The 22,794-nt window shown below is 59.5% G+C and carries 30 protein-coding genes and 1 tRNA gene; 25 read left to right on the forward strand and 6 right to left on the reverse strand.

Translation table 11 applies throughout. From position 1 onward, the window contains the following. Positions 1–63: 63 nt before the first annotated feature. The 4 genes from NJC38_RS01705 to map all read left to right on the forward strand — a co-directional run bounded on the left by NJC38_RS01705 (position 64) and on the right by map (position 1,770). Positions 64–264 (forward strand): hypothetical protein, encoded by a 201-nt coding sequence (locus NJC38_RS01705; RefSeq protein ID WP_253110762.1) that lies wholly within the window; start codon positions 64–66, stop codon positions 262–264. Between the two features lie 72 nt (positions 265–336). After that, positions 337–669 carry a helix-turn-helix domain-containing protein gene (locus NJC38_RS01710; RefSeq protein ID WP_045490334.1) on the forward strand — a complete coding sequence of 111 codons (333 nt, stop codon included), beginning with the start codon at positions 337–339 and terminating at the stop codon, positions 667–669. Between the two features lie 70 nt (positions 670–739). Further along, positions 740–982 carry a ParD-like family protein gene (locus NJC38_RS01715; protein WP_045490335.1) on the forward strand — a complete coding sequence of 81 codons (243 nt, stop codon included), beginning with the start codon at positions 740–742 and terminating at the stop codon, positions 980–982. After that, a complete protein-coding gene (map, locus tag NJC38_RS01720; protein ID WP_045490338.1) occupies positions 979–1,770 on the forward strand; it encodes a type I methionyl aminopeptidase in 792 nt (263 codons plus the stop codon). The genes NJC38_RS01715 and map overlap by 4 nt, the downstream gene beginning before the upstream one ends. A 26-nt stretch (positions 1,771–1,796) precedes the next feature. On the opposite strand, the gene NJC38_RS01725 is transcribed toward map, so the two are convergent. Continuing rightward, positions 1,797–2,507 (reverse strand): endonuclease, encoded by a 711-nt coding sequence (locus NJC38_RS01725; protein ID WP_253110765.1) that lies wholly within the window; start codon positions 2,505–2,507, stop codon positions 1,797–1,799. Positions 2,508–2,511: 4 nt separating this feature from the next. Then, positions 2,512–2,760, reverse strand: a complete 249-nt coding sequence (locus NJC38_RS01730; protein ID WP_084710253.1) for a DUF1654 domain-containing protein — start codon at positions 2,758–2,760, stop codon at positions 2,512–2,514. A 181-nt stretch (positions 2,761–2,941) separates the two neighbouring features. On the opposite strand from NJC38_RS01730, the gene NJC38_RS01735 reads away from it, so the two are divergent. From NJC38_RS01735 to NJC38_RS01770, 8 genes are all read left to right on the forward strand, one after another. Then, complete coding sequence (locus NJC38_RS01735; RefSeq protein WP_253110767.1) at positions 2,942–3,349, forward strand: hypothetical protein; 408 nt, start codon at positions 2,942–2,944, stop codon at positions 3,347–3,349. A 104-nt stretch (positions 3,350–3,453) separates the two neighbouring features. Further along, on the forward strand, positions 3,454–4,413 hold the full coding sequence (locus NJC38_RS01740) for a sugar ABC transporter substrate-binding protein (RefSeq protein WP_253110769.1): 960 nt from the start codon (positions 3,454–3,456) through the stop codon (positions 4,411–4,413). Between the two features lie 12 nt (positions 4,414–4,425). Further along, positions 4,426–5,976 (forward strand): sugar ABC transporter ATP-binding protein, encoded by a 1,551-nt coding sequence (locus NJC38_RS01745; protein ID WP_253110771.1) that lies wholly within the window; start codon positions 4,426–4,428, stop codon positions 5,974–5,976. Further along, a complete protein-coding gene (locus NJC38_RS01750) occupies positions 5,973–6,968 on the forward strand; it encodes an ABC transporter permease (RefSeq protein ID WP_045490354.1) in 996 nt (331 codons plus the stop codon). The genes NJC38_RS01745 and NJC38_RS01750 overlap by 4 nt, the downstream gene beginning before the upstream one ends. A gap of 1 nt (position 6,969) precedes the next feature. Continuing rightward, the gene (locus NJC38_RS01755; protein WP_045490357.1) at positions 6,970–7,974 is read left to right on the forward strand and encodes a LacI family DNA-binding transcriptional regulator; all 1,005 of its coding nucleotides are present in this window, start codon (positions 6,970–6,972) and stop codon (positions 7,972–7,974) included. 72 nt (positions 7,975–8,046) lie between these two features. Beyond that, the gene (gene rbsK, locus NJC38_RS01760; protein ID WP_253110773.1) at positions 8,047–8,967 is read left to right on the forward strand and encodes a ribokinase; all 921 of its coding nucleotides are present in this window, start codon (positions 8,047–8,049) and stop codon (positions 8,965–8,967) included. Beyond that, complete coding sequence (gene rbsD / locus NJC38_RS01765; protein ID WP_253110776.1) at positions 8,964–9,368, forward strand: D-ribose pyranase; 405 nt, start codon at positions 8,964–8,966, stop codon at positions 9,366–9,368. Before rbsK ends, rbsD begins: the two co-directional genes overlap by 4 nt. Positions 9,369–9,434: 66 nt before the next feature. Further along, complete coding sequence (locus NJC38_RS01770; RefSeq protein WP_253111362.1) at positions 9,435–10,415, forward strand: nucleoside hydrolase; 981 nt, start codon at positions 9,435–9,437, stop codon at positions 10,413–10,415. 9 nt (positions 10,416–10,424) lie between these two features. Here the strand turns inward: NJC38_RS01770 and NJC38_RS01775 are convergent, their stop codons facing one another. Beyond that, the gene (locus NJC38_RS01775) at positions 10,425–10,619 is read right to left on the reverse strand and encodes a hypothetical protein (protein WP_045490369.1); all 195 of its coding nucleotides are present in this window, start codon (positions 10,617–10,619) and stop codon (positions 10,425–10,427) included. Positions 10,620–10,899: 280 nt separating this feature from the next. On the opposite strand from NJC38_RS01775, the gene NJC38_RS01780 reads away from it, so the two are divergent. After that, positions 10,900–11,238: an I78 family peptidase inhibitor gene (locus NJC38_RS01780; RefSeq protein ID WP_045490372.1), complete on the forward strand. Its 339-nt coding sequence runs from the start codon at positions 10,900–10,902 to the stop codon at positions 11,236–11,238. Positions 11,239–11,304: 66 nt separating this feature from the next. On the opposite strand, the gene NJC38_RS01785 is transcribed toward NJC38_RS01780, so the two are convergent. Further along, the gene (locus NJC38_RS01785) at positions 11,305–11,517 is read right to left on the reverse strand and encodes a cold-shock protein (RefSeq protein ID WP_045490374.1); all 213 of its coding nucleotides are present in this window, start codon (positions 11,515–11,517) and stop codon (positions 11,305–11,307) included. 175 nt (positions 11,518–11,692) lie between these two features. Further along, positions 11,693–12,001, reverse strand: coding sequence for a hypothetical protein (locus tag NJC38_RS01790; RefSeq protein ID WP_045490376.1), 309 nt, complete (start codon positions 11,999–12,001; stop codon positions 11,693–11,695). Between the two features lie 329 nt (positions 12,002–12,330). On the opposite strand from NJC38_RS01790, the gene thrS reads away from it, so the two are divergent. The 9 genes from thrS (at position 12,331) to NJC38_RS01835 (ending at position 19,790) form a co-directional block, all read left to right on the forward strand. Then, positions 12,331–14,253 (forward strand): threonine--tRNA ligase, encoded by a 1,923-nt coding sequence (gene thrS / locus NJC38_RS01795; protein ID WP_045490378.1) that lies wholly within the window; start codon positions 12,331–12,333, stop codon positions 14,251–14,253. Beyond that, a complete protein-coding gene (gene infC / locus NJC38_RS01800) occupies positions 14,253–14,804 on the forward strand; it encodes a translation initiation factor IF-3 (RefSeq protein WP_173426720.1) in 552 nt (183 codons plus the stop codon). The genes thrS and infC overlap by 1 nt, the downstream gene beginning before the upstream one ends. A gap of 60 nt (positions 14,805–14,864) precedes the next feature. Beyond that, a complete protein-coding gene (gene rpmI / locus NJC38_RS01805) occupies positions 14,865–15,059 on the forward strand; it encodes a 50S ribosomal protein L35 (protein ID WP_045490380.1) in 195 nt (64 codons plus the stop codon). 29 nt (positions 15,060–15,088) lie between these two features. Continuing rightward, positions 15,089–15,445: a 50S ribosomal protein L20 gene (gene rplT / locus NJC38_RS01810; protein ID WP_045490382.1), complete on the forward strand. Its 357-nt coding sequence runs from the start codon at positions 15,089–15,091 to the stop codon at positions 15,443–15,445. 102 nt (positions 15,446–15,547) lie between these two features. Further along, on the forward strand, positions 15,548–16,564 hold the full coding sequence (gene pheS / locus NJC38_RS01815; protein WP_253110793.1) for a phenylalanine--tRNA ligase subunit alpha: 1,017 nt from the start codon (positions 15,548–15,550) through the stop codon (positions 16,562–16,564). Between the two features lie 34 nt (positions 16,565–16,598). After that, the gene (pheT, locus tag NJC38_RS01820; RefSeq protein WP_253110796.1) at positions 16,599–18,977 is read left to right on the forward strand and encodes a phenylalanine--tRNA ligase subunit beta; all 2,379 of its coding nucleotides are present in this window, start codon (positions 16,599–16,601) and stop codon (positions 18,975–18,977) included. 3 nt (positions 18,978–18,980) lie between these two features. Continuing rightward, the gene (gene ihfA, locus NJC38_RS01825) at positions 18,981–19,283 is read left to right on the forward strand and encodes an integration host factor subunit alpha (RefSeq protein ID WP_045490388.1); all 303 of its coding nucleotides are present in this window, start codon (positions 18,981–18,983) and stop codon (positions 19,281–19,283) included. Further along, positions 19,264–19,620, forward strand: a complete 357-nt coding sequence (locus tag NJC38_RS01830) for a MerR family transcriptional regulator (protein WP_045490390.1) — start codon at positions 19,264–19,266, stop codon at positions 19,618–19,620. The genes ihfA and NJC38_RS01830 overlap by 20 nt, the downstream gene beginning before the upstream one ends. Before the next feature lie 93 nt (positions 19,621–19,713). After that, a tRNA-Pro gene (locus NJC38_RS01835) sits at positions 19,714–19,790 on the forward strand. A 153-nt stretch (positions 19,791–19,943) separates the two neighbouring features. Here NJC38_RS01835 and NJC38_RS01840 read toward each other — a convergent pair. Next, on the reverse strand, positions 19,944–20,204 hold the full coding sequence (locus NJC38_RS01840; RefSeq protein ID WP_253110807.1) for a hypothetical protein: 261 nt from the start codon (positions 20,202–20,204) through the stop codon (positions 19,944–19,946). A gap of 254 nt (positions 20,205–20,458) precedes the next feature. On the opposite strand from NJC38_RS01840, the gene NJC38_RS01845 reads away from it, so the two are divergent. The 3 genes from NJC38_RS01845 (at position 20,459) to kdpA (ending at position 22,793) form a co-directional block, all read left to right on the forward strand. Then, positions 20,459–20,716: a DUF1652 domain-containing protein gene (locus tag NJC38_RS01845; RefSeq protein WP_045490393.1), complete on the forward strand. Its 258-nt coding sequence runs from the start codon at positions 20,459–20,461 to the stop codon at positions 20,714–20,716. 283 nt (positions 20,717–20,999) lie between these two features. Then, on the forward strand, positions 21,000–21,089 hold the full coding sequence (gene kdpF, locus NJC38_RS01850) for a K(+)-transporting ATPase subunit F (RefSeq protein ID WP_253110809.1): 90 nt from the start codon (positions 21,000–21,002) through the stop codon (positions 21,087–21,089). 9 nt (positions 21,090–21,098) lie between these two features. Then, positions 21,099–22,793: a potassium-transporting ATPase subunit KdpA gene (gene kdpA / locus NJC38_RS01855; RefSeq protein WP_253110812.1), complete on the forward strand. Its 1,695-nt coding sequence runs from the start codon at positions 21,099–21,101 to the stop codon at positions 22,791–22,793. Position 22,794 lies beyond the last annotated feature (1 nt).

Here is a 22,794-nt window from a genome sequence, read left to right on the forward strand (position 1 = left end):
GGCTTGCGGGGTTGTCATTATCCTAATACTGTACGCCCATACAGTATTTCGAGGTTGACGATTATGTTGATGGAGTCTGTGCAGAACAGCGTAGCGAATGTAGTGCGTCCTGGCGCCATGTTCGAAGAAATGCAGCGTGAGGATTTCCTGGCTCTGGCAGCTGCCTTGCGCCAGTTCAATGTCTACCAGCCGTTGGCGGCCGAGCGGGAGGTAACCTCCTGTTTCGATCGAGAGCCACGCCTGGCCCTGATCATGGAATCCTGAGCGCGGGACATCCGTCACACTGGCAAAATAGGGTTTATGGTATGAGTGTCGACCTGGTTTGGGGGCACTCACATGGATACGTTTGCAACCCGTTTGAAACAAGAGCGCAAGACTCTAGGGCTGACCCAGCAGCAGTTTGCGAGCCTGGGCGGTGTGGAGGTTAATGCACAGGCGATGTATGAAAGCGGCGTGCGGGTTCCGCGGTCTGCGTACCTGGTTGAACTATGGCAAAACGGCGTTGATGTTCTTTACCTGATTTCAGGCAGGCGCACGGCGCTTGACCTCGACAGGTTGTCTGCAACCGAGCGCGAGGTGATCACCAGTTTTCGTGCCATGGCGCCGGAAGACCGAGAGTCGATCAGTGCGCTGACGGCCTCTCTGTCTGAGCGCATGCGCAAACAGTAAATCAGGGCATGGCTTGTTTGTGAGTATATGAAACATATATGCTTCGTATATTCAACGCAGAGGGGCAAGCATGGGCCTGGTAAAAATTTCTGAACACATGCACGCCAATGTGCGTGCTGCCAGTGCGGCGCTAAGCCGCTCGATCAACGCGCAAGCCGAACACTGGATGCGGGTTGGGATGTTGGCTGAACTCAATCCGGCACTGACCTACAGCGAAATCTGCCAGCTGCTGCTCAAGGCTGAAAGTAATGGCGGCGCAGCGCTGGGTGTGCAGGTTCTGGACCTGCCAGCGGTCGAGAAGGTGGCTTCATGAGCCGTGGCATTACCATTAAAACTGCGCAGGATATCGAAGCGCTGCGCGTTTCCGGTCGGCTTGCGGCTGACGTGCTGGCGATGATCGCACCTTATGTCAAAGCGGGCGTCAGTACCGAGGCGCTGGATGACATCTGTAATCAGTACATCGTCAATGAGCTTAAGGTGATTCCTGCCAACGTCGGTTATCACGGCTTCACCAAGACCACCTGCATTTCTCCCAATGCCGTGGTTTGCCATGGTATTCCTTCGGCATCGGACATCCTCAAGGACGGTGATATCGTCAATATCGATGTGGCGGTGATCAAGGATGGCTGGTTTGGCGATACCAGCCGCATGTATCTGGTGGGTGAAGTCAGCCCGCTGGCCAGGAAACTGGTCGAGACCACCTATGAAGCGACCTGCGCCGGCATTCGTGCGGTTCGCCCCGGCGCGACACTGGGTGACATCGGCCACGCCATCCAGACCGTCGCCCATCGTGATGGCTTCAGTGTTGTGCGTGAGTACTGCGGTCATGGTATCGGCCGGGTGTATCACGAAGAGCCTCAGGTTCTGCATTACGGCACGCCGGGCAAGGGGCTGCGGCTCAAGCCTGGCATGGTGTTCACCATTGAGCCGATGATCAATGCCGGCAAACCGGGGACCAAGACCCTGGCTGATGGCTGGACGGTGTTGACCCGTGATCTATCGTTGTCGGCGCAATGGGAGCACATGGTGGCGGTCACGGATGACGGCTTTGAGGTATTGACGCCCTGGCCTGATGGTCCGGGTGACTATCCAGCCATTTGAACCCGGCGGCCCGGTCTTTGACCGGGCTATTTGCGTGCCCGGCAGGCGTTCAGATTGACCGGCCCGACGAACTCGTTGCCACGGCCTGTTACACAGGCAATAAGCTGGTTACGCTGACGCTCCCACTCTTGAACCGGATAAGTCTTGTTCCATGCCTGGAACAATTGCTGGTCCTGGCGCGACAGGCGCAATTGGTAGCGTTTGCTCATGTACAAATGAGTGCGGGCGACCATGCCGCGAACTTGGGTGCGCGGCATGACCTTGCGGGCCTTGAAGTCTATCTGGGTCTGGCATGCACCATACTGGCTCTGCCGCGTCGGCAGCCAGGCAAAGCTGAAGTTACTGCGGTCGGCGTTCACTTCGCCGATGGCAGGCACCAGATTGTGCAGGTCGGCTTCGGCAAGCTGAAACCGCCTGTCGTTGCGTGAGCAGTTGGCGCGGCCGCCGTTTTGCCAACACAGTCGTTGATGACCGATTTGCCAGGCCGACACGATATGCTCCCATTCGACGCGCCTGGCGCGCTGCGGATTCTTGCGAGGTATGTACCCGCAACTGGCCAGGTCGATACGATTGCCCCTGTACTTGCAGCCACAGTAGAACTCGGTGGACTGTGGGGCGTAGAGCGTCCTGGCGACTTTCTTGGCCTCGCTGAAGGTTCGCGGCGCTGCGGCCTGGGTCTGTAACGACAGGCCCGCCAGCAGCACCGCACACCAGCCCGTGTAAAATCTGCCAGGCATGCCGTCAGTCTTCTTTCGGTACGGTCCAGAACAACTGCACACCGCCATCGTCGCGCCAGGCGAGGGTGACGTTGTCATTTTCGGAGATTTCTTCGAGCAGACGTGCCCAGTCCTCGTTTAGCTCGCCGGCCTGAGGCAGCAGCAGGGCGGTACGGGCTTTTTGCGCTGCCGGGGCATTGATGATTTTCTGGATGCGCATACCGAGACGCTCGTAAGTGCCGGGTGAGGCGGGCGCTGCATTTTGTTTTGCCACCTGAAGCATTCCTTGTTTTGCTGTATGCGCATACAGTATTTTAACTGGCGCGCTTTCGCAACAGGCGTGGCTATAGCGTAAATGACAATTCATTACCCGTTGTGCCCGGCCCAACGGTATTGAAGAAATGCCGGAACTGGCCGATTCCCTGTCAGCGATCTGAATTGAACAGGGAGGGCGCATGTCATTGTCAATCGCAATGGCTGGTGTATCGGTCAGGGTTGCCGGGGTGGCCAGCACGCCGACTGATGTCGCGGCCAGTGAGGCTGAGCGCGAAGAAGCGTTGGCCGGGTTACAGGTGCCTGATGATCTTTCGCCCAAGGCCGGCAAGAAGAGCGGCTCGGGGCAGGGGCAAGTGGTCGATACCTTGCTTGACCGGTTGTCAGAGCTGCATGAACGTCTGCGGCGTTTGCGTCAGGAACTGCGTGCTGCGGTCAATTCGCCCAATCCGGACATCGTACGCTTACCGCGTATCCTCAACCTGCAGCGGCAGATCACCGTGACTAACGGCGACATCCAATTGGTATCGGGCCTGCTGATCAACGCATTGAACAGAACCACCGGTAGCGGCGTCAGCACCCAGGCTTGATGGCGATAGGTCATCAGGTTGACAAACCTTGAATGGTTTTCGATAGTGAGTGTCTCGCAAACGTTTGCGCGCCGCACAATAATCACAAGATCGGAGATGCATTCATGAAGCTGCCCTTTGCTGGCCGTCTGCTCGCTGTCGCTGTATTTGCCTCGCTCACCAGCCTTATCCCCTTGTCATCGGCTTACGCTCAAACGGAACAAAAGCCCAAAGTCGCTCTGGTCATGAAGTCGTTGGCCAATGAATTCTTCCTGACCATGGAAGACGGCGCCAAGGCTTACCAGAAAGAGCATGCCGGTGATTTCGATCTGATCTCCAATGGCATCAAGGATGAATCCGATACCGCCAGCCAGATTCGTATCGTCGAGCAGATGATCGTCTCGAAAGTCGATGCGCTGGTCATTGCGCCGGCTGATTCCAAAGCGCTGGTGCCGGTGATCAAGAAAGCCGTGGATGCGGGTATCAAGGTCGTCAATATCGACAACCAGCTCGATGCCGCGGTGCTCAAGAGCAAGAATATCGAAGTACCTTTCGTCGGACCTGACAACCGCAAGGGCGCGCAACTGGTCGGCGATTACCTGGCCGGGCAACTGCAAGCGGGGGATGAGGTCGGCATTATCGAAGGCGTGCCGACCACCACCAATGCCCAGCAACGCACGGCAGGCTTCCAGGATGCCATGCAGGCGGCGCAGATCAAGGTGGTTTCCGTGCAGTCCGGCAACTGGGAAATCGACAAGGGCAACGCCGTCGCGGCGGCAATGCTCAATGAATACCCCAACCTCAAGGCGCTGCTGGCTGGCAATGACAGCATGGCGCTGGGCGCTGTTTCGGCGGTGCGTGCGGCGGGCAAGGCCGGTAAGGTCAAAGTGGTCGGCTACGACAACATCAACGCCATCAAGCCGATGCTCAAGGACGGTCGTATCCTCGCCACAGCCGACCAGTTCGCTGCACGTCAGGCGGTATTCGGCATTGAGGCTGCGCTCAAGTCCCTCAAGGGCGAGCCGCTGGGCAGCGTCAATGGCGTGATCCAGACCCCGGTGGAACTGGTTACCCAGGCCAGGTAAGAGGTACAACCTATGTCAGCCTCTACAGAGGTCGTGCTCTCGGTGCACGGTATCGGCAAGCACTATGCTCAGCCGGTGCTCGCTGATATCGACCTGACTCTGCTGCGCGGCGAGGTATTGGCCCTGACCGGCGAGAACGGCGCAGGCAAAAGCACCTTGTCGAAGATCATCGGCGGGTTGGTGGTGCCTGGCACCGGGCAGATGCAGTTCATGGGGCAGGCTTATCAGCCGACCAGCCGGACCCAGGCCGAGCAGCTCGGAGTGCGGATGGTCATGCAGGAGCTCAACCTGCTGCCGACCCTCACCGTCGCGGAAAACCTGTTTCTCGACAAGTTGCCGCGTCGCGCCGGCTGGATTGACCGCAAGCGGCTGCGCGCCATGGCCCGTGAGGCCATGGCGCGGGTCGGCCTGCAAGCGATCGATCCTGACACCCTGGTTGCCGAATTGGGCGTCGGCCATCAACAGATGGTCGAGATCGCTCGCAACCTGATCGGCGATTGTCGGGTGCTGATTCTTGACGAGCCCACGGCCATGCTCAGCGCGCGGGAGGTCGGCTTGCTGTTCGAACAGATCGCCCGTTTGCAGGCGCGCGGCGTGTCGATCATCTATATCTCGCATCGTCTCGAAGAACTGGCACGGATCGCCCAGCGCATTGCGGTGTTGCGCGACGGCAGGCTGGTGTGTGTCGAGCCCATGAGTCGCTACGACAGCCAGCAACTGGTGGCGCTGATGGTGGGGCGCGAGTTGGGTGAACAGTTCGACATGGGCCAACGGCACATCGGCGAAGTCGCGCTGGCGGTGCGTGGCCTGGGGCGCAAGGGCAAGGTCGACAATGTCTCGTTCGAAGTGCGCCAGGGCGAGATTCTCGGCATTTGCGGGCTGGTCGGCGCCGGTCGCACTGAGCTGCTGCGCCTGATCTACGGTGCTGACCGCGCCGACGCCGGGCAGGTCGAGGTGGGCCAGCCATTGCGTGTGGTAAGCATTGACTCACCCAGTGATGCGGTGCGCCACGGCATTGCACTGATCAGCGAGGACCGCAAAGGAGAAGGGCTGCTGTTGTCGCAAAGCGTCAGTGCCAATATCGCTCTGGGCAATATGCCGGCCATCGCCCGTGGCAGCATCGTCAGTGCAGCGCGTGAGCGAGCCTTGGCGCTGCGTCAGGTCGAAGCGCTGCGGGTTCGCTGCTCCGGGCCTGACCAGGAAGTCGGGCAGTTATCAGGCGGCAATCAGCAGAAAGTGGTAATCGGTCGCTGGCTGGAGCGCGACTGCCCGGTGATGCTGTTTGATGAGCCGACCCGAGGTATCGATATTGGTGCCAAATTCGATATCTACGCGCTGCTCGGCGAACTGACCCGCAAGGGGCGGGCGCTGGTGGTCGTGTCCAGCGACCTGCGCGAGTTGATGCTGATCTGCGACCGTATCGCCGTGCTTTGCGCCGGGCGCCTGATCGATACCTTCGAGCGTGCCACCTGGACCCAGGACCAACTGCTGGCGGCTGCGTTTGCCGGTTATCAGACCTCTACTGCGCAGCCCGTCGAGAGCGCTGCCGGGATTAACCAATGAATTCTTCAACCGATACTTCGGCCACATCGCTGCCGGCCCGCCGTGGCGCCCACTATTTCGGGCTGGGCACCTATCTGGGCCTGGCGGGCGCGTTGCTGGCGATGGTTGTGCTGTTCTCACTGCTCAGCGAACACTTTTTGTCTTACCAGACCTTCAGCACCCTGGCCAACCAGATTCCTGATCTGATGGTTCTGGCCGTGGGCATGACCCTTGTACTGATCATTGGCGGTATCGACCTGTCCGTCGGGTCGGTGCTGGCCCTGGCCGCCTCGGCGGTCAGTGTCGCGATCCTCGGTTGGGGCTGGAGTGTTGTGCCCGCCGCGTTGCTGGGTATGGCGTGTGCAACCCTGGCAGGGGCGGTGACGGGTTCGATTACTGTGGCCTGGCGCATCCCGTCGTTCATCGTTTCGTTGGGCGTACTGGAAATGGCCCGTGGCCTGGCCTATCAGATGACCAACTCGCGCACGGCTTATATCGGCGACGCATTCGCCTGGTTTTCCAATCCGATCGCCTTTGGGGTCGCGCCGTCGTTTCTGATCGCGCTGTCAGTGATTTTTGTGGCTCAGGCGGTGTTGACGCGCACCGTGTTCGGTCGTTACCTGATCGGCATTGGCACCAACGAAGAGGCGGTGCGGCTGGCGGGCATCAACCCAAAACCCTACAAAATCATGGTGTTCGCCCTTATGGGGCTGCTCGCCGGGCTGGCGGCGCTGTTTCAGATTTCCCGTCTCGAAGCGGCCGACCCCAATGCTGGCGCGGGTCTTGAGCTGCAAGTCATTGCTGCGGTAGTTATCGGTGGCACCAGCTTGATGGGCGGGCGCGGGTCGATCATCAGCACCTTCTTTGGTGTGCTGATCATCTCGGTGCTGGCCGCCGGGTTGGCGCAGATTGGTGCCAGTGAACCGACCAAACGCATCATTACCGGTGCGGTGATTGTGATTGCCGTGGTGCTCGACACCTACCGCAGTCATCGCGCCAAACGGCAGGGCTGAAATGGCAACTATCAAAGACGTGGCCGCCCTTGCGGGCATTTCCTACACAACCGTGTCTCACGTGTTGAATAACAGCCGACCGGTCAGTGAGGCGGTGCGTCTCAAGGTCGAGGCGGCCATCGTTCAGCTCGACTATGTACCCAGTGCCGTGGCCCGTTCACTCAAGGCTCAGGCCACTGCAACCATCGGGCTGCTGGTGCCTAACGGCATGAACCCGTATTTTGCGGAGCTGGCCAGAGGCATCGAGGATCACTGCGAGCGTAACGGCTTCTGTGTGATTCTCTGCAACTCCGACGACGACCCGCAGAAACAGCGCAATTACTTGCGCGTACTGCAGGAAAAGCGCGTCGATGGCCTGATCGTTTCTTCCGTGGATGGCGATGCGGGGATTGCCGGCGGTTTGGCGGCGGTGCGCACCCCGACGGTGATCGTCGACCGTGAGCTGGCAGGCGTGGATGCCGATCTGGTTCGCATCGATCACGAGCAGGGTGCGTGGCTGGCGACCCGCCATTTGCTGGAGCTGGGGCATCGGCAGATTGCTTGCATTGCTGGCCCGCAACACGCCGCCGTCACCGCCATGCGCCTGGCCGGTTATCGGCGCGCGTTGCAGCAGGCGGGTGTGTCTGCCCGGCAGGAATGGGCGCTGTACAGCGACTTCACCAGCCCGGCGGGGCACCAGGCGGCCGCCGCCTTGCTGGCGGGTGAGCGACCCACGGCGATTTTCGCCGGTAACGACATGATTGGCATCGGTGTTCTGCGTGCCGCGGCCGAGCGTGGTATCAGCGTGCCGCAAGCGCTGTCGGTCATCGGCTTTGACGATGTACAACTCAGTCGGTTCGTGTACCCGGCCCTGACCACGGTCGGCCAGTCGATCATGCAGTTGGGCGAGGCCGCTGCGCAGCGGCTGTTACGGCGCATCGCCAACCCGGGGGAGCCTGTTGAAAAATTGCTGATCAGGCCCGACGTGGTGGTGCGGGAGTCCACCGCGCCAGTCGCTGCGCTTTAAAACGATCCGGTCAGCCGTTGCAGGCTGGCCAGCACAACAATCCGGTTTGGATGAGAGGCCAAGGCCACAATCATGCAAGAACAAGTAGTGGTAATCGGCAGCCTGAACATGGACCTGGTGGTGCGTACGCCGCGTCTGCCGCGTCCGGGCGAGACGTTGACCGGTCGTTCGTTTGTCACCGTAGCGGGTGGCAAGGGTGCCAATCAGGCGGTTGCTGCAGCGCGGTTGGGCAGTCAGGTGGCAATGATCGGCTGCGTTGGTGATGATGGTTATGGCAAGCAATTGCGCGATGCGCTGCTTGATGAAGGGATCGACTGTCAGGGCGTCTGTTGTGTGCCAGGGGTCAATACCGGCATCGCGTCAATCCTGGTTGATGAGCATGGCCAGAACGCGATTGTGATCGTGGCGGGCGGCAACGGCGAATTGCTCCCGGCCTCGGTTGAGCGTTTCGATGCTCTGCTGGCCTCGGCCAAGGTCGTTGTCTGCCAATTGGAAGTCCCGCTAGCCACTGTTGAGTACAGCCTGCGACGTGCGCGTGAGCTGGGCTGTACGGTGATTCTCAACCCCGCCCCGGCCAGTGAGCCGCTGCCTGCGCACTGGTACGGTCTGATCGACTACCTGATTCCCAACGAAAGCGAGGCTCAGGCGCTGAGCGGCTTGCCGGTTAGCTCGGTAGCCGAGGCCGAGGCCGCAGCAGGTGTTCTGCTGAGCGCGGGGGTGGCGAACGTGATTGTCACGCTCGGTGGGCAAGGGGTGTTGTGGGTCAACGAGTCCGGCGTGCAGCAGAGTGCCGCCCACCGCGTGTCGGCCGTGGATACCACGGCGGCGGGCGATACCTTTGTCGGTGGTTTTGCCGCTGCCCTGGCCCGGGGGCAGGCGCCGGAGCAGGCATTGCGTCTGGCGCAGGCGGCTGCAGCGCTGTCGGTGACCCATGAGGGTGCCCAACCTTCGATTCCTGTGCTGGATGAAGTGAAGAGGTTCATGGCGTCATGAAGAAAACTCCATTGCTCAATATTGCCCTGTCACGGGTGATTGCGTCGCTGGGGCATGGCGATGTGCTGCTGATTGTCGATGCAGGCATGCCGGTGCCGCCAGGCGTTGAACTGATCGATCTGGCGCTGACCCGCGGCGTTCCGGACTTTATCGCCGTGCTGGATGTGGTGCTTAGCGAAATGCAGGTCGAGAGCCATGTACTGGCGCGGGAAATGATCGAGGTCCAGCCGCCGGCCTTGCAAGTCATCGAGACCTTGCAGATCGACGGCCAGTTGGGGCGGCAGAGCTGGGTCAGCCATGAGGAGTTGAAAGTCTTGAGCTGCACGGCCAAGGCGATCGTGCGTACCGGCGAATGCCAGCCTTACAGCAACGTGGCGCTGGTCGCGGGTGTTGTTTTCTAGTGAATAAACGAGGAGTGCTGCATGACAGGGATATCAAGGTTCAAACAACTGATTGCAGGAGTGGCAATGGTGGCCATGCTCGGGGTAACCACTGCCCAGGCGGCAGAAAAGCGTGATTTGATCATCGACACCGACCCGGGTGCCGATGACGTGGTTGCACTGTTGCTGGCCCTGGCGTCGCCTGAAGAACTCAACTTGCTGGCCATCACCACCGTGGCGGGCAATGTGCGGCTGGACAAGACCTCGCGCAATGCCCGGTTGGCCAGGGAGTGGGGCGGCCGCGAAAATGTGCCGGTGTATGCCGGTGCGCCACGGCCGTTGGTGCGCCCGCCGATCTACGCAGAAAACGTTCATGGCCAGGAAGGCCTGCCCGGGGTTGAGGTTTATGAGCCTCAGGCCAAGCTGGCTGAGGGCAATGCTGTCGATTATCTGATTCGCACGCTGAGCAATGCCGCGCCGCACAGTATCACCATTGCCATGCTCGGGCCGCAGACCAATCTGGCGCTGGCGTTGACCCAAGCGCCGGAAATTACTCAGGGCATCAAGGAAGTGGTAGTCATGGGGGGTGCGCACTTCAATGGCGGCAATATCACCCCGGTGGCCGAATTCAATCTGTTTGCCGACCCCCATGCCGCGCAGGTGGTGCTGGCTAGCGGCGTGAAGCTGACTTACATTCCGCTGGATGTCACCCACAAGATTCTCACCAGTGACGCGCGCATTGCACGTATTGGCGGCCTGGGTAACCGGGCGGGCAAGCTGGTCAAGGATATTCTGCAGGCCTACGTGAAACTCGACATGGAGCATTACGGCTTGCCCGGCGGGCCTGTGCACGATGCCAGCGTGATTGCCTGGTTGCTCAAGCCGCAATTGTTTTCGGGCAGGCCTGTCAACCTGGCTATCGACAGCCGCGAGGGGCTTGGCTTTGGCCAGACCGTGGCAGACTGGTACGGCACCCTCAAGCAACCCGACAACGTGTACTGGGTTGCTGATGGCGATGCTCAAGGGTTTTTCGACTTGCTCAGCGAGCGTCTGGCGCGCCTGAAGTGAATGCCGGCTTCAGGCTTCTATGGCCGGTGCAGCGTAGCGACTCAAGACCTGGCCGATAAAGGCTTGAGCGTTTTCGGTGCCCAGCTCCTTGATCAGCAAGTCGATGGCAATGATTGCCAGTTCTTCTGCGGAACCGGGGCTGTGCGCGCATTGCCCCTGCGGCCAGCGAGCCTTGATGTCCGCTTCGATGGATACGATTGACATGTTTCTATGGTCCTGTGTGGTGTCCAGCTATTTGCAGCCCGTTCTGTTGGCTGAAAACGGGCGCGTGCAGTAAACCACTACCGCGCCTCTTTGGCACTTCGACTTACGCATTGGATGGCGGGTCACCACAAAGCACCTATTAACGTTTTGTGACGATTTGTCGACCCCGGTAAACTCTCGACTGGGGCAGACTCCCGCCCCACGGACGGCTATGTGCAACCAATACGCTTACGTGTGGTCGCAAAAGGTCTGATCCTGTTCATCGGTAAAGGAGGCTGTAATGCCCTGGAAATTCGCAACACTTGGTTTTGTCGCAGTGACATCGCTACTGGCAGGCTGCAGCACGACATCCGCGCCCGAGTCGCCATCCCAAGCGCCGAAGGCCGCTGAAGCGCCAGCGCGTCCAGCCGGTGATGGCCGTTGCGATGCCGGTGGCGCGCAGTCGGCGGTCGGCAAGCAGGCCACGCTCGAATTGCTCAATCAGGTTCGCAGCCAGTCCGGTGCGATGGATGCGCGCATCCTGGGCCCTAACGACATGGTCACGCTGGAGTACCGCTCGGAACGGGTCAACGTCAATACCGATGCCACTGGCAAGGTGATTCGCGTCAACTGCGGCTGAGCAGACGCTTCTCCAGGCATAAAAAAACCCCGTCAACATCAACGGGGTTTTTTATGCGGTGCCAAATCAGACAATAGTGACTTCTTCAGCTTGCATGCCTTTCTGGCCCCGTGCAGCGATGAACGAGACTGTCTGTCCTTCCTTCAGGCTCTTGAAGCCTTCCGCCTTGATCGCTTTGAAGTGTACGAACAGATCGTCGCCGCCGCCTTGAGGGGTGATAAAGCCGAAGCCTTTTTCATCGTTGAACCACTTGACGGTGCCGGTTTGGCGATTGGACATGGTGCATCTCCGGAAACATGAATTTCAGTAACGTGTCGCTCAGCCTGCTGGGCACACGCTGTGATGATAGTTCAATTGAGCGCGCCGGGGTGTTTTTCAAAACCGCCTGTAGCGATCACCGGTGCAGATTTTTGACCTGCATCACGGCGATCGTTCCTTTTGCAGGCGCGATGAGTCAGTTCTTTTTCGCGACACAGTTTTCGGCGACCAAGGTACGCAGCTTTTGGGTCAGCTGCGGGTCCGGGGTCTCGCCAGAGTTATTGAGCTTGGTGATCTCCGCCTGGCTGAAATGCCCATCGACCTGTTTGGCGCCGCAGTCGCAGTGAGCCTTGGCCGACTTCTCATCCAGATTCTGCGCCTTGGCAGCACTGACGCATTCGTTGATGAACGTGCTACGGGTCGTGTTGTCCATGGCCGCTTGCGCGCCCAGCGGGGCTGCCAGGGCGATGCAGGCGAGGAGGGCAGACGGGCTTGGAAGCTTCATGGTGTTCTCCTTGGTCAGACTTTTTACTGGCTTGCGTCTTGTGAGACGGTTTGAGGCGGCGGCGGTTCAGCCTGATAGAAGAAAAGGATCTAATTTCATGTCGGCAGGTATCAAGCGCGCGGGTTGTGCTAGGATGCCGCTCCTGTCGCAATGGCGGCTTTCTCTATAAGCCCCTGCAGGCAGACGTTTCGTACAATCCAGTTATCGGGTTCGGTCCGGTTGGCCTGAGGGCTCCTGCCACTGTGAGGCAGGCATACCACCGAATCGCTACTGGCTCATCCCAACCCACGTGACCTTTGGTAGGGGTCACCACTAGGAGAGGAGGCGCCATGCCCATCATTACTCTTCCCGACGGCAGTCAACGTTCTTTCGATAATCCGGTATCGGTCTACGATGTCGCACTGTCCATTGGTGCAGGTCTTGCCAAGGCCACTGTGGCCGGCAAGGTCGACGGCAAGCTGGTCGACGCATGTGATCTGATCAGCACCGATGCCAGTCTGCAGATCATCACCCCGAAAGATCAGGAAGGCGTGGAGATCATTCGTCACTCCTGCGCGCACCTGGTCGGCCATGCGGTCAAGCAACTGTATCCGACCGCCAAAATGGTGATCGGTCCGGTGATCGACGAAGGCTTCTATTACGACATCGCTTACGAGCGGCCTTTCACCCCGGATGACCTGGCGGCCATCGAACAGCGCATGCAACAGCTGATCGACACTGACTATGACGTCATCAAGAAGGTGACCCCGCGCGCCGAGGTGATCGAAGTTTTCTCTGCTCGCCAGGAAGACTACAAGTTGCGTCTGGTCGAAGACATGCCGGACGAGCAGGCCATGGGTCTGTACTATCACGAAGAATACGTCGACATGTGCCGCGGTCCGCACGTGCCGAACACCCGCTTCCTCAAGGCATTCAAGCTGACCAAGCTGTCCGGCGCCTACTGGCGCGGCGATGCCAAGAATGAGCAACTGCAGCGCGTCTACGGTACTGCCTGGGCTGACAAGAAGCAGCTGGCGGCGTATGTCCAACGCATCGAAGAAGCTGAAAAGCGCGATCACCGCAAGATCGGCAAGCGTCTGGGCCTGTTTCACACCCAGGAAGAAGCACCGGGCATGGTGTTCTGGCATCCGCAGGGCTGGACCCTGTATCAGGTGCTTGAGCAGTACATGCGCAAAGTGCAGCGTGACAATGGCTACCTGGAAATCAAAACGCCACAGGTGGTTGATCGCAGCCTGTGGGAGAAGTCCGGGCACTGGGCCAACTACGCCGACAACATGTTCACCACTGAGTCGGAAAGCCGCGACTACGCCATTAAGCCGATGAACTGCCCGTGCCACGTGCAGGTGTTCAATCAGGGCCTGAAGAGCTACCGCGAGCTGCCGCTGCGTCTGGCCGAGTTTGGTGCCTGCCATCGTAACGAGCCGTCCGGTGCGTTGCATGGCATCATGCGGGTGCGTGGTTTCACTCAGGACGATGCACACATTTTCTGCACCGAAGAGCAGATGCAGTCCGAGTCGGCGGCATTTATCAAGCTGACTCTCGACGTTTACGCAGATTTCGGCTTTAAGGATATCGAGCTCAAGCTGTCCACTCGTCCGGAAAAGCGCGTCGGTTCCGACGAACTGTGGGATCGTGCCGAGGCTGCGCTGGCATCGGCGCTCGACAGTGCCGGCCTGCCGTACCAGTTGCAGCCGGGCGAGGGCGCTTTCTACGGTCCGAAGATCGAATTCTCCCTGAAAGACTGCCTGGGGCGTGTCTGGCAGTGCGGTACCCTGCAGCTGGACTTCAACCTACCGATCCGCCTGAGCGCCGAGTATGTGTCCGAAGATAACGGCCGCAAACACCCGGTCATGCTGCACCGCGCGATCCTGGGCTCGTTCGAGCGTTTCATCGGCATCCTGATCGAGCACTACGAGGGATCGTTCCCGGCGTGGCTGGCTCCGACCCAGGCGGTGATCATGAATATCACCGACAAACAGGCCGATTTTGCCCAGCAGGTCGAAAAAACTCTGCTCGAAAGCGGGTTCCGTGCCAAGTCCGACTTGAGAAATGAGAAAATCGGCTTTAAAATCCGCGAGCATACCTTGCTCAAGGTTCCTTATCTCCTCGTTATCGGAGATCGGGAAGTCGAAACGCAAACTGTCGCTGTGCGTACTCGCGAAGGCGCCGACCTAGGTTCGATGCCGGTCGCCCAATTCGCTGAATTCCTTACGCAAGCGGTTTCCCGGCGTGGTCGCCAAGATTCGGAGTAATTATTATTAAGCGTGATATGAGACAAGATAAACGAACTGCACCAAAGGCCCCGATCAATGAGAATATCTCGGCGCGCGAGGTTCGGTTAATTGGCGCTGATGGCGAGCAGATTGGCATCGTCTCTATTGATGAAGCGCTTCGTATCGCCGATGAGGCGAAACTGGATCTGGTAGAAATTTCTGCCGACGCAGTGCCCCCGGTTTGCCGTATCATGGATTACGGCAAATCGCTCTTCGAAAAGAAGAAGCAGGTCGCTGCAGCGAAGAAAAACCAGAAGCAGATTCAGGTTAAAGAAATCAAGTTTCGTCCAGGGACGGAGGAAGGGGATTACCAGGTAAAACTACGCAACCTGGTACGTTTCCTTAGTGACGGGGACAGGGCCAAGGTTTCCTTGCGATTCCGCGGCCGTGAGATGGCTCACCAGGAGCTGGGGATGGAACTGTTGAAGCGGGTCGAAGCTGACCTCGTGGAATACGGGACCGTCGAGCAGCATCCGAAGATGGAAGGACGCCAGCTTATCATGGTCATCGCCCCGAAAAAGAAGAAGTAACCACCAGGGCACGGCAGGCCTTGCGGTTATGTTTATCAATTGAATGCGGAGTATCCGAACATGCCAAAAATGAAAACCAAAAGCGGTGCAGCCAAGCGGTTTCTGAAAACCGCCAACGGCATCAAGCACAAGCACGCTTTCAAGAGCCACATCCTGACCAAAATGTCGACCAAGCGTAAGCGTCAACTGCGCGGTGCCAGCTTGCTGCACCCGTCTGACGTGCAAAAAGTCGAGCGCATGCTGCGCCTGCGTTAATTTTGATCAAGATTAAGAGGAAGTAACTCATGGCTCGTGTAAAGCGTGGCGTCATTGCCCGTAAGCGTCACAAAAAGATTCTGAAACTTGCTAAAGGCTACTACGGTGCGCGTTCACGCGTATTCCGCGTCGCCAAGCAAGCGGTTATCAAGGCAGGCCAGTACGCCTACCGCGACCGCCGTCAGAAGAAGCGTCAGTTCCGCGCTCTGTGGATCGCCCGTATCAACGCCGGTGCTCGTACCAACGGTCTGTCTTACAGCCGTCTGATCGCTGGCCTGAAAAAGGCTTCCATCGAGATCGACCGTAAGGTACTGGCCGATCTGGCAGTGAACGAAAAAGCGGCGTTTGCTGCGATTGTCGAGAAAGCTAAAGCCTCTTTGGCCTAAGTCCCCGACAGTCACTGGCCCGGATTTTCCGGGCTGGTATTGAACGTCATAAATAGGGGAAGAGCCTGGGCTCTTCCCCTATTTCGTATCTGGAGTCTGTACATGGAAAACCTGGACGCGCTGGTCTCCCAAGCTCTTGAGGCTGTGCAAAGCGCCGAAGATATCAATGCCCTGGAGCAAATCCGGGTTCACTACCTCGGCAAAAAAGGCGAGCTGACTCAGGTGATGAAGACCCTGGGCAACCTGCCGGCAGAGGAGCGCCCCAAAGTCGGCGCCCTGATCAACGATGCCAAGGAACGTGTCACAGAGGTTCTCAATGCCCGCAAGGCGTCGTTCGAGCAAGCGGAACTGTCCGCCAAGCTCGCCGCCGAGTGCATTGACGTGACCCTGCCGGGCCGCGGCCAGACCACCGGTGGTCTGCACCCGATCACCCGCACTCTGGAACGTATCGAGCAGTTCTTTACCCATATTGGCTACGGCATTGCCGAAGGCCCGGAAGTCGAAGACGACTACCACAATTTCGAGGCGCTCAACATCCCGGGCCACCACCCAGCCCGTTCGATGCATGACACCTTCTATTTCAATGCCAACATGCTGTTGCGCACCCATACCTCACCGGTTCAGGTCCGCTCCATGGAGGCGCAGCAGCCGCCGATCCGCATTGTTTGCCCTGGTCGGGTGTATCGCAGCGACTCCGATATCACCCATTCGCCGATGTTCCACCAGATCGAAGGCCTGCTGGTCGATCGCGACATCAACTTCGCAGACCTCAAAGGCACCATCGAAGAGTTCCTGCGGGTGTTCTTCGAGAAAGAGCTGGCCGTACGCTTCCGCCCTTCGTACTTCCCGTTCACCGAGCCATCGGCGGAAGTCGACATGGAGTGCGTGATGTGCAGCGGCAACGGCTGCCGGGTCTGCAAGCAGACCGGCTGGCTGGAAGTCATGGGTTGCGGCATGGTGCATCCTAACGTGCTGCGCATGTCCGGTATCGATCCGGAGCAGTTCCAGGGCTTCGCCTTCGGCATGGGCGTCGAGCGTCTGGCCATGCTGCGTTATGGCGTCAACGATTTGCGCCTGTTCTTCGACAACGATTTGCGCTTCCTCGCGCAATTTCGCTAGGTCGTGCCGGTAAAGAATCTTTCAGGAGAACAGGATGAAATTCAGTGAACAATGGCTGCGTGGCTGGGTAAGCCCGCAGGTCTCCCGCGACGAGCTGGTGGCGCGTCTGTCGATGGCCGGTCTGGAAGTCGACAGCGTGGCGCTGGTCGCCGGTGTATTTTCCGGTGTTGTGGTCGGCGAAGTGCTCAGCACCGAGCAGCACCCTGACGCTGACAAACTGCGGGTTTGCCAGGTCAGCAGCGGTAGCGAAACCTTTCAGGTGGTGTGTGGCGCCCCTAACGTGCGCCCCGGCCTGAAAATTCCGTTCGCCATGATCGGTGCGCAACTGCCCGGCGACTTCAAGATCAAGAAGGCCAAGCTGCGCGGCGTCGAGTCCAACGGCATGCTGTGCTCGGCCGCTGAACTGGAGCTGGGTGAAGGCAATGACGGCCTGCTGGAACTGGCAGCCGATGCGCCGGTGGGCGAAGACCTGCGCGTGTACCTGCAACTGGACGATGCCAGCATCGAGGTCGACCTGACCCCTAACCGTGGCGACTGCCTGTCGCTCGCGGGGCTAGCCCGTGAAGTGGGTGCGCTGTACGACGCGCCGGTCACTCGTGTGCAAGTGCCTGCCGTTGCGGCCAGCCATGATGAAGTGCGCCCGGTCGACGTGCTGGCACCGCAAGCCTGCCCACGCTATCTGGGTCGGGTAATCCGTAATGTTGATCTGTCGCGTCCGACCCCGTTGTGGATGGTCGAGCGCCTGCGTCGCTCGGATATCCGCAGCATCGACGCTGCCGTGGACATTACCAACTACGTGATGATCGAACTGGGTCAGCCGCTGCATGCGTTTGATCTTGCCGAAATCAACGGTGGCATTCGGGTGCGGATGGCTGAGGAGGGCGAGAAGCTGGTTCTGCTCGACGGCCAGGAAGTCACCCTGCGTGCCGACACCCTGGTCATCGCTGACCACCAGCGCGCCCTGGCGATTGCCGGCGTGATGGGCGGCGAACACAGTGGTGTGACCGCCAAGACCCAGGACATCTTCCTGGAAAGCGCATTCTTCGACACCATCTCGGTGGCCGGCAAGGCGCGATCCTACGGCCTGCACACTGACGCTTCGCACCGCTACGAGCGCGGCGTTGACTCGCAACTGGCCCGTGAAGCCATGGAGCGGGCCACCGGCCTGTTGCTGGAAATCACCGGTGGCGAGGCGGGGCCGATCATCGAGGCGGCCAGCGAACAGCACCTGCCTAAAGTCGAGCCAATCACTCTGCGTGCTGCTCGTGTCGAGCAGATGCTGGGCCTGGCCATCGACGCAGCGCAGATCGAGCGCCTGCTCACAGGTCTGGGGCTCACGCCAAGCCGTGAGGGTGAAGGCCAGTGGCGTGTCGAAGTGCCAAGCCACCGGTTCGATATCAGTCTGGAAGTCGACCTGATCGAAGAACTGGCGCGCCTGTATGGCTACAATCACCTGCCGGTTCGCTACCCGCAAGCCCGTCTGGCGCCTCAGGCCAAAGCCGAAGCGCGTGGCGACCTGCCGGAGCTGCGCCGTCTGCTGGTGGCCCGTGGTTACCAGGAAGCGATCACCTACAGCTTCATCGATCCTAAATGGTTTGAACTGTTCAACCCAGGCGTACAGCCACTGCTGCTGGCCAACCCGATCTCCAACGACATGGCGGCGATGCGCTCGTCGCTGTGGCCGGGCCTGGTCAAGGCGTTGCAACACAACCTCAACCGCCAGCAGGACCGTGTGCGCCTGTTCGAAAGCGGCCTGCGTTTTGTCGGTCAGCTCGACGGCTTGAAGCAACAGCCGATGCTGGCCGGTGTGGTGTGTGGCAGCCGCCTGCCTGAAGGCTGGGCGCAGGGCCGTGATGCGGTGGATTTCTTCGACGTCAAGGCGGATGTTGAAGCGGTGTTGGGCTTCGCGGGGGCGTTGAACGCCTTTACTTTCAAAGCAGGCAAACACCCGGCACTGCATCCTGGCCAGACCGCGCTGATCGAGCGCGACGGTCGCGAAGTCGGCTACCTGGGCGCTCTGCACCCTGAGTTGGCCAGGCAGCTGGGCCTGGATCGCCCGGTGTTCGTGTTCGAGCTGGTTCTGGCTGAAGTTGCCGAAGGCCGTCTGCCGAAGTTCAGCGAGCTGTCGCGCTTCCCTGAAGTGCGCCGTGACCTGGCGTTGCTGGCTGATCGCGATGTTGCCGCCAGCGCGGTTCTCGATGTGATCCGCGAAAATGCCGGTGAATGGCTCACCGATCTCAGGCTGTTCGATGTGTATCAAGGTAAAGGTATTGATCCGCATAGAAAAAGCCTCGCTGTCGGCTTGACCTGGCAGCATCCATCGCGCACTCTTAATGACGATGAGGTCAACGCAACGACGCTTGCAATCCTCACCTCGCTTGAGGAGAGGTTAAACACCACGTTAAGGAAATGACGTATGGGGGCTCTGACGAAAGCTGAGATGGCCGAGCGTCTCTATGACGAACTGGGCCTGAACAAACGCGAAGCCAAGGAATTGGTCGAGCTGTTTTTTGAGGAAATCAGGCACGCGCTGGAAGACAACGAACAGGTGAAATTGTCCGGTTTCGGCAATTTCGATCTGCGCGACAAACGCCAGCGACCGGGCCGAAATCCGAAAACCGGGGAAGAAATCCCTATTACAGCCCGCCGTGTAGTCACCTTTCGTCCAGGGCAGAAGTTGAAAGCCCGAGTTGAAGCTTATGCTGGAACCAAGCCATAACCATGAGCTACCGCCCATTCCGGGCAAACGCTACTTCACCATTGGTGAAGTAAGCGAGCTTTGCGCGGTAAAACCGCATGTTCTGCGCTATTGGGAACAGGAGTTTCCTCAGCTCAACCCCGTCAAGCGACGCGGGAACCGCCGGTATTATCAGCGCCAGGATGTGCTGATGATCCGGCAGATCCGTGGTCTGCTATACGATCAGGGCTTTACCATTGGCGGGGCGCGTCTGCGCCTCACCAGCGGCGAGCCTCAGGATGACACCCAGCAGTACAAGCAGATGATTCAGCAGATGATTGCCGAGCTGGAAGATGTTCTGGTGTTACTCAAGTCCTGAGAAACAAAAAAACCAGAATGCTTCCATAATTCAAAAGCTTAGGGTATATTCCTCACCACTTCCGCAACAGTGGAAGCGTTTCATCACCGGAGTCGGGGCGTAGCGCAGCCCGGTAGCGCACTTGCATGGGGTGCAAGGGGTCGAGTGTTCGAATCACTCCGTCCCGACCATTATTCCTGAGTAAAATCAGACATTTAAGCCGATCAGATAGATCGGCTTTTTTGTGTTCGCGCAAAATATTCGCAAAATGCGCGCAAACCCATATGGCACAAGCCAGATAAACGTCGCCCTCAACTTTTCCATATGCCAAGCCGGTGTGATCCCTATGACCCACGCAGCGCCTCCAGTCGAGCACGCCCGGCATCGGTGATCGCATGCTCCCCCTTATCACTGAGTCGATAGCGTCCCGATTCCAGGCGTGTGATTGTGATCCTTACCAAGCCGCTCCGGGAAAGGGCGTCACCGACTTCAAAGCTCATTGCGCGCTCCAGATCAAGAATCCTTAACTCTCCGATCTTGTAGCGGTAGAAGGCGATCAACGCTGCGTCTATCGCTTGCTGGTTGACCGCTTGACCATCTTGCATTTGACCTCCCAGGTCTGACTGCTTACTCCATGAGGTGCCGGGTCAAATCTGACTGAGCCAGTCTTGCCCTCGATTGGCGCCATTGTGCCTTTGATTGCCTCGCTGAGCGCAAATCCGAACGGCATTCGGATGCCGGTTAGCGCCCAAATGTCTGTCTTGATCATCGGCCCGGCGGCATGACCGGTTGCTGGTCAATTGCGCTACCATTAGCGTTGTCTATAGTGGTCTGACGAGAAATCAGACAAGGAAAGCCCATGTATTCGAAAACCGAGTTGCAGCGTGTTCTTGAAACCGCCTTTCTGCCCAGCAAGTGCGAGTGCGGCCTGGCTCCCAATGACAGCCTGTCGGTGAAACTCATCAACCCGTCTTCGGGCGAGATCGAGCTGTATGTGGCAAGCATCCCTGTGTCTGACCTGAGCACCAGCCGAGCGATTGCCCAGGTCGTTCTTTCACTGAAAGAGCAACGGGATCTGATGGCGCAGATGACGCTGTCCATGCGGCGGCTGGCTTAGACCAGCCGCTTGAACCCGGCCTGGTTGCGGGCGGCCGGCGCTTACCTTCCTTTTACGGCCCGGTTATGCCCCGGCCGTCTTGAACCCTGTCTGAAGCCCTACAGTCCTTGCGCAGAAAACCCGCGCAAAAGGCTGGTTAGCCATCGCTGAGCCTGCGCTACCGCGCTTCTTTACACATTCTTTATGCCCGCCGGGCTTCTTCGATCTCGTTCCTTTACGCCCCCCTTGCTGACAATTCACTCACGCGGCCTTTGCCGCCTGACTGTGGTCCGAGGGGAAATCAATGAGCGTTCTGGATGGGGTTTCACTGCTGCTGGGCATCGGCCTGATCGTTTACCTGCTGGTCGCGCTGCTGCGCGCCGATCGCCAGTAAGGAGCGGCCATGCACAGCTATGACTATCTGTTGATCGGCGCCTTTTTGCTGCTGTTGCTCGGCAGCGCGCCGCTGTTGGGACGCTTCTGGTATCGGGTAATGGAGGGCGAGCGCACCTGGCTTTCACCATTGCTGGGGCCGTTGGAGCGCGGCTGCTATCGGCTCAGCGGTGTTGATCCCAAGGCCGGGCAAGACTGGAAAACCTATGCGCTGGCCTTGCTGGCATTCAACGCCGCCGGCTTTGTGCTGCTGTTTGCCTTGCTGATGCTGCAAGGTGCGCTGCCACTCAATCCGCAGCAACTGCCGGGCCTGGAATGGACCCTGGCGTTCAACACCGCCATGAGCTTTGTTGCCAACACCAACTGGCAGGCCTACAGCGGCGAAGCATCGCTGAGCTACCTGAGCCAGATGCTCGGCCTGACCGTACAGAACTTCGTCAGCGCCGCCACCGGCATTGCCGTGCTGGCCGTGTTGTGCCGGGGCATTGCGCGGCGCTCGACCAATGACCTGGGCAACTTCTGGACCGACCTGACCCGCGCCACCTTGTATGGCCTGTTGCCGATCAGCCTGCTGCTGGCGCTGCTGCTGGTGTGGCAGGGCGTGCCGCAGAACTTCGCCCATTATGTCGATGCCCTGACCATGCAAGGCAGTCAGCAGAGCCTGCCGATGGGGCCGGCGGCCAGCCAGATTGCGATCAAGCAACTGGGCACCAACGGCGGTGGCTTTTTCGGCGTGAACTCGGCGCATCCGTTCGAGAATCCTACGGCGCTGAGCAACCTGCTGGAATTGGTGGCAATCCTGCTGATACCGGCTGCGTTGGTGTTCAGCTTCGGCCATTACGTCAAGGACCTGCGCCAGAGCCGGGCGATCCTGGCCTGCATGCTGCTGTTGCTGGCGATTGGCTCGGCGCTGGCGTTGTGGGCCGAGTATCAGCCCAACCCAACCCTGACGTTCAGCGGCGTGGAACAGGCGCCGTCGCTGGAGGGTAAAGAGGCACGCTTTGGCGTGACCGGCACCACCTTGTGGGCGGTGGCGACCACCGCTGCTTCCAACGGTTCGGTCAACGGCATGCACGATAGCCTCAACCCGCTGACCGGGATGGTCGCGCTGATCAACATGATGGTCGGCGAGGTGATCTTCGGCGGCGTCGGGGTGGGCCTCAATGGCATGCTGCTCAACGTGTTGATCGCCGTGTTCCTGGCCGGTTTGATGATCGGCCGTACCCCGGAATACCTGGGCAAGAAATTGCAGGCTCGGGAAGTCAAGCTACTGGTCGCCAGCTTGCTGGTCATGCCGCTGGGCGTGCTGGTGCTGGGGGCCATCGCGGCGAGCGTGCCAGGCGCGGCCAGTGCGGTCAGCAACCCTGGCCCGCATGGCTTCAGCCAGTTGCTGTACGCCTACACCTCGGCCACCGCCAACAACGGTTCGGCGTTCGGCGGCTTCAGTGCCAACACCCCGTTCCATAACCTGATGCTCAGCCTGGCGATGTTCATTGGCCGCTTCGGCTACATCCTGCCGGTGCTGGCGCTGGCAGGCAGTCTGGCGCTGAAGCAGAGCGCGCCGCAGGGCAGCGACAGTTTCCCGACCCATGGCCCGCTGTTCGTGGCTTTGCTGACCGTGACCATCTTGCTGGTGGGCGGCCTGACCTTTTTGCCGACCCTGGCGCTGGGGCCGCTTGCCGACCATATGAGCCTGGGTTTCTGAC

The sequence above is a fragment of the Pseudomonas sp. 21LCFQ010 genome, from assembly GCF_024129905.1.
GTDB lineage: Bacteria > Pseudomonadota > Gammaproteobacteria > Pseudomonadales > Pseudomonadaceae > Aquipseudomonas.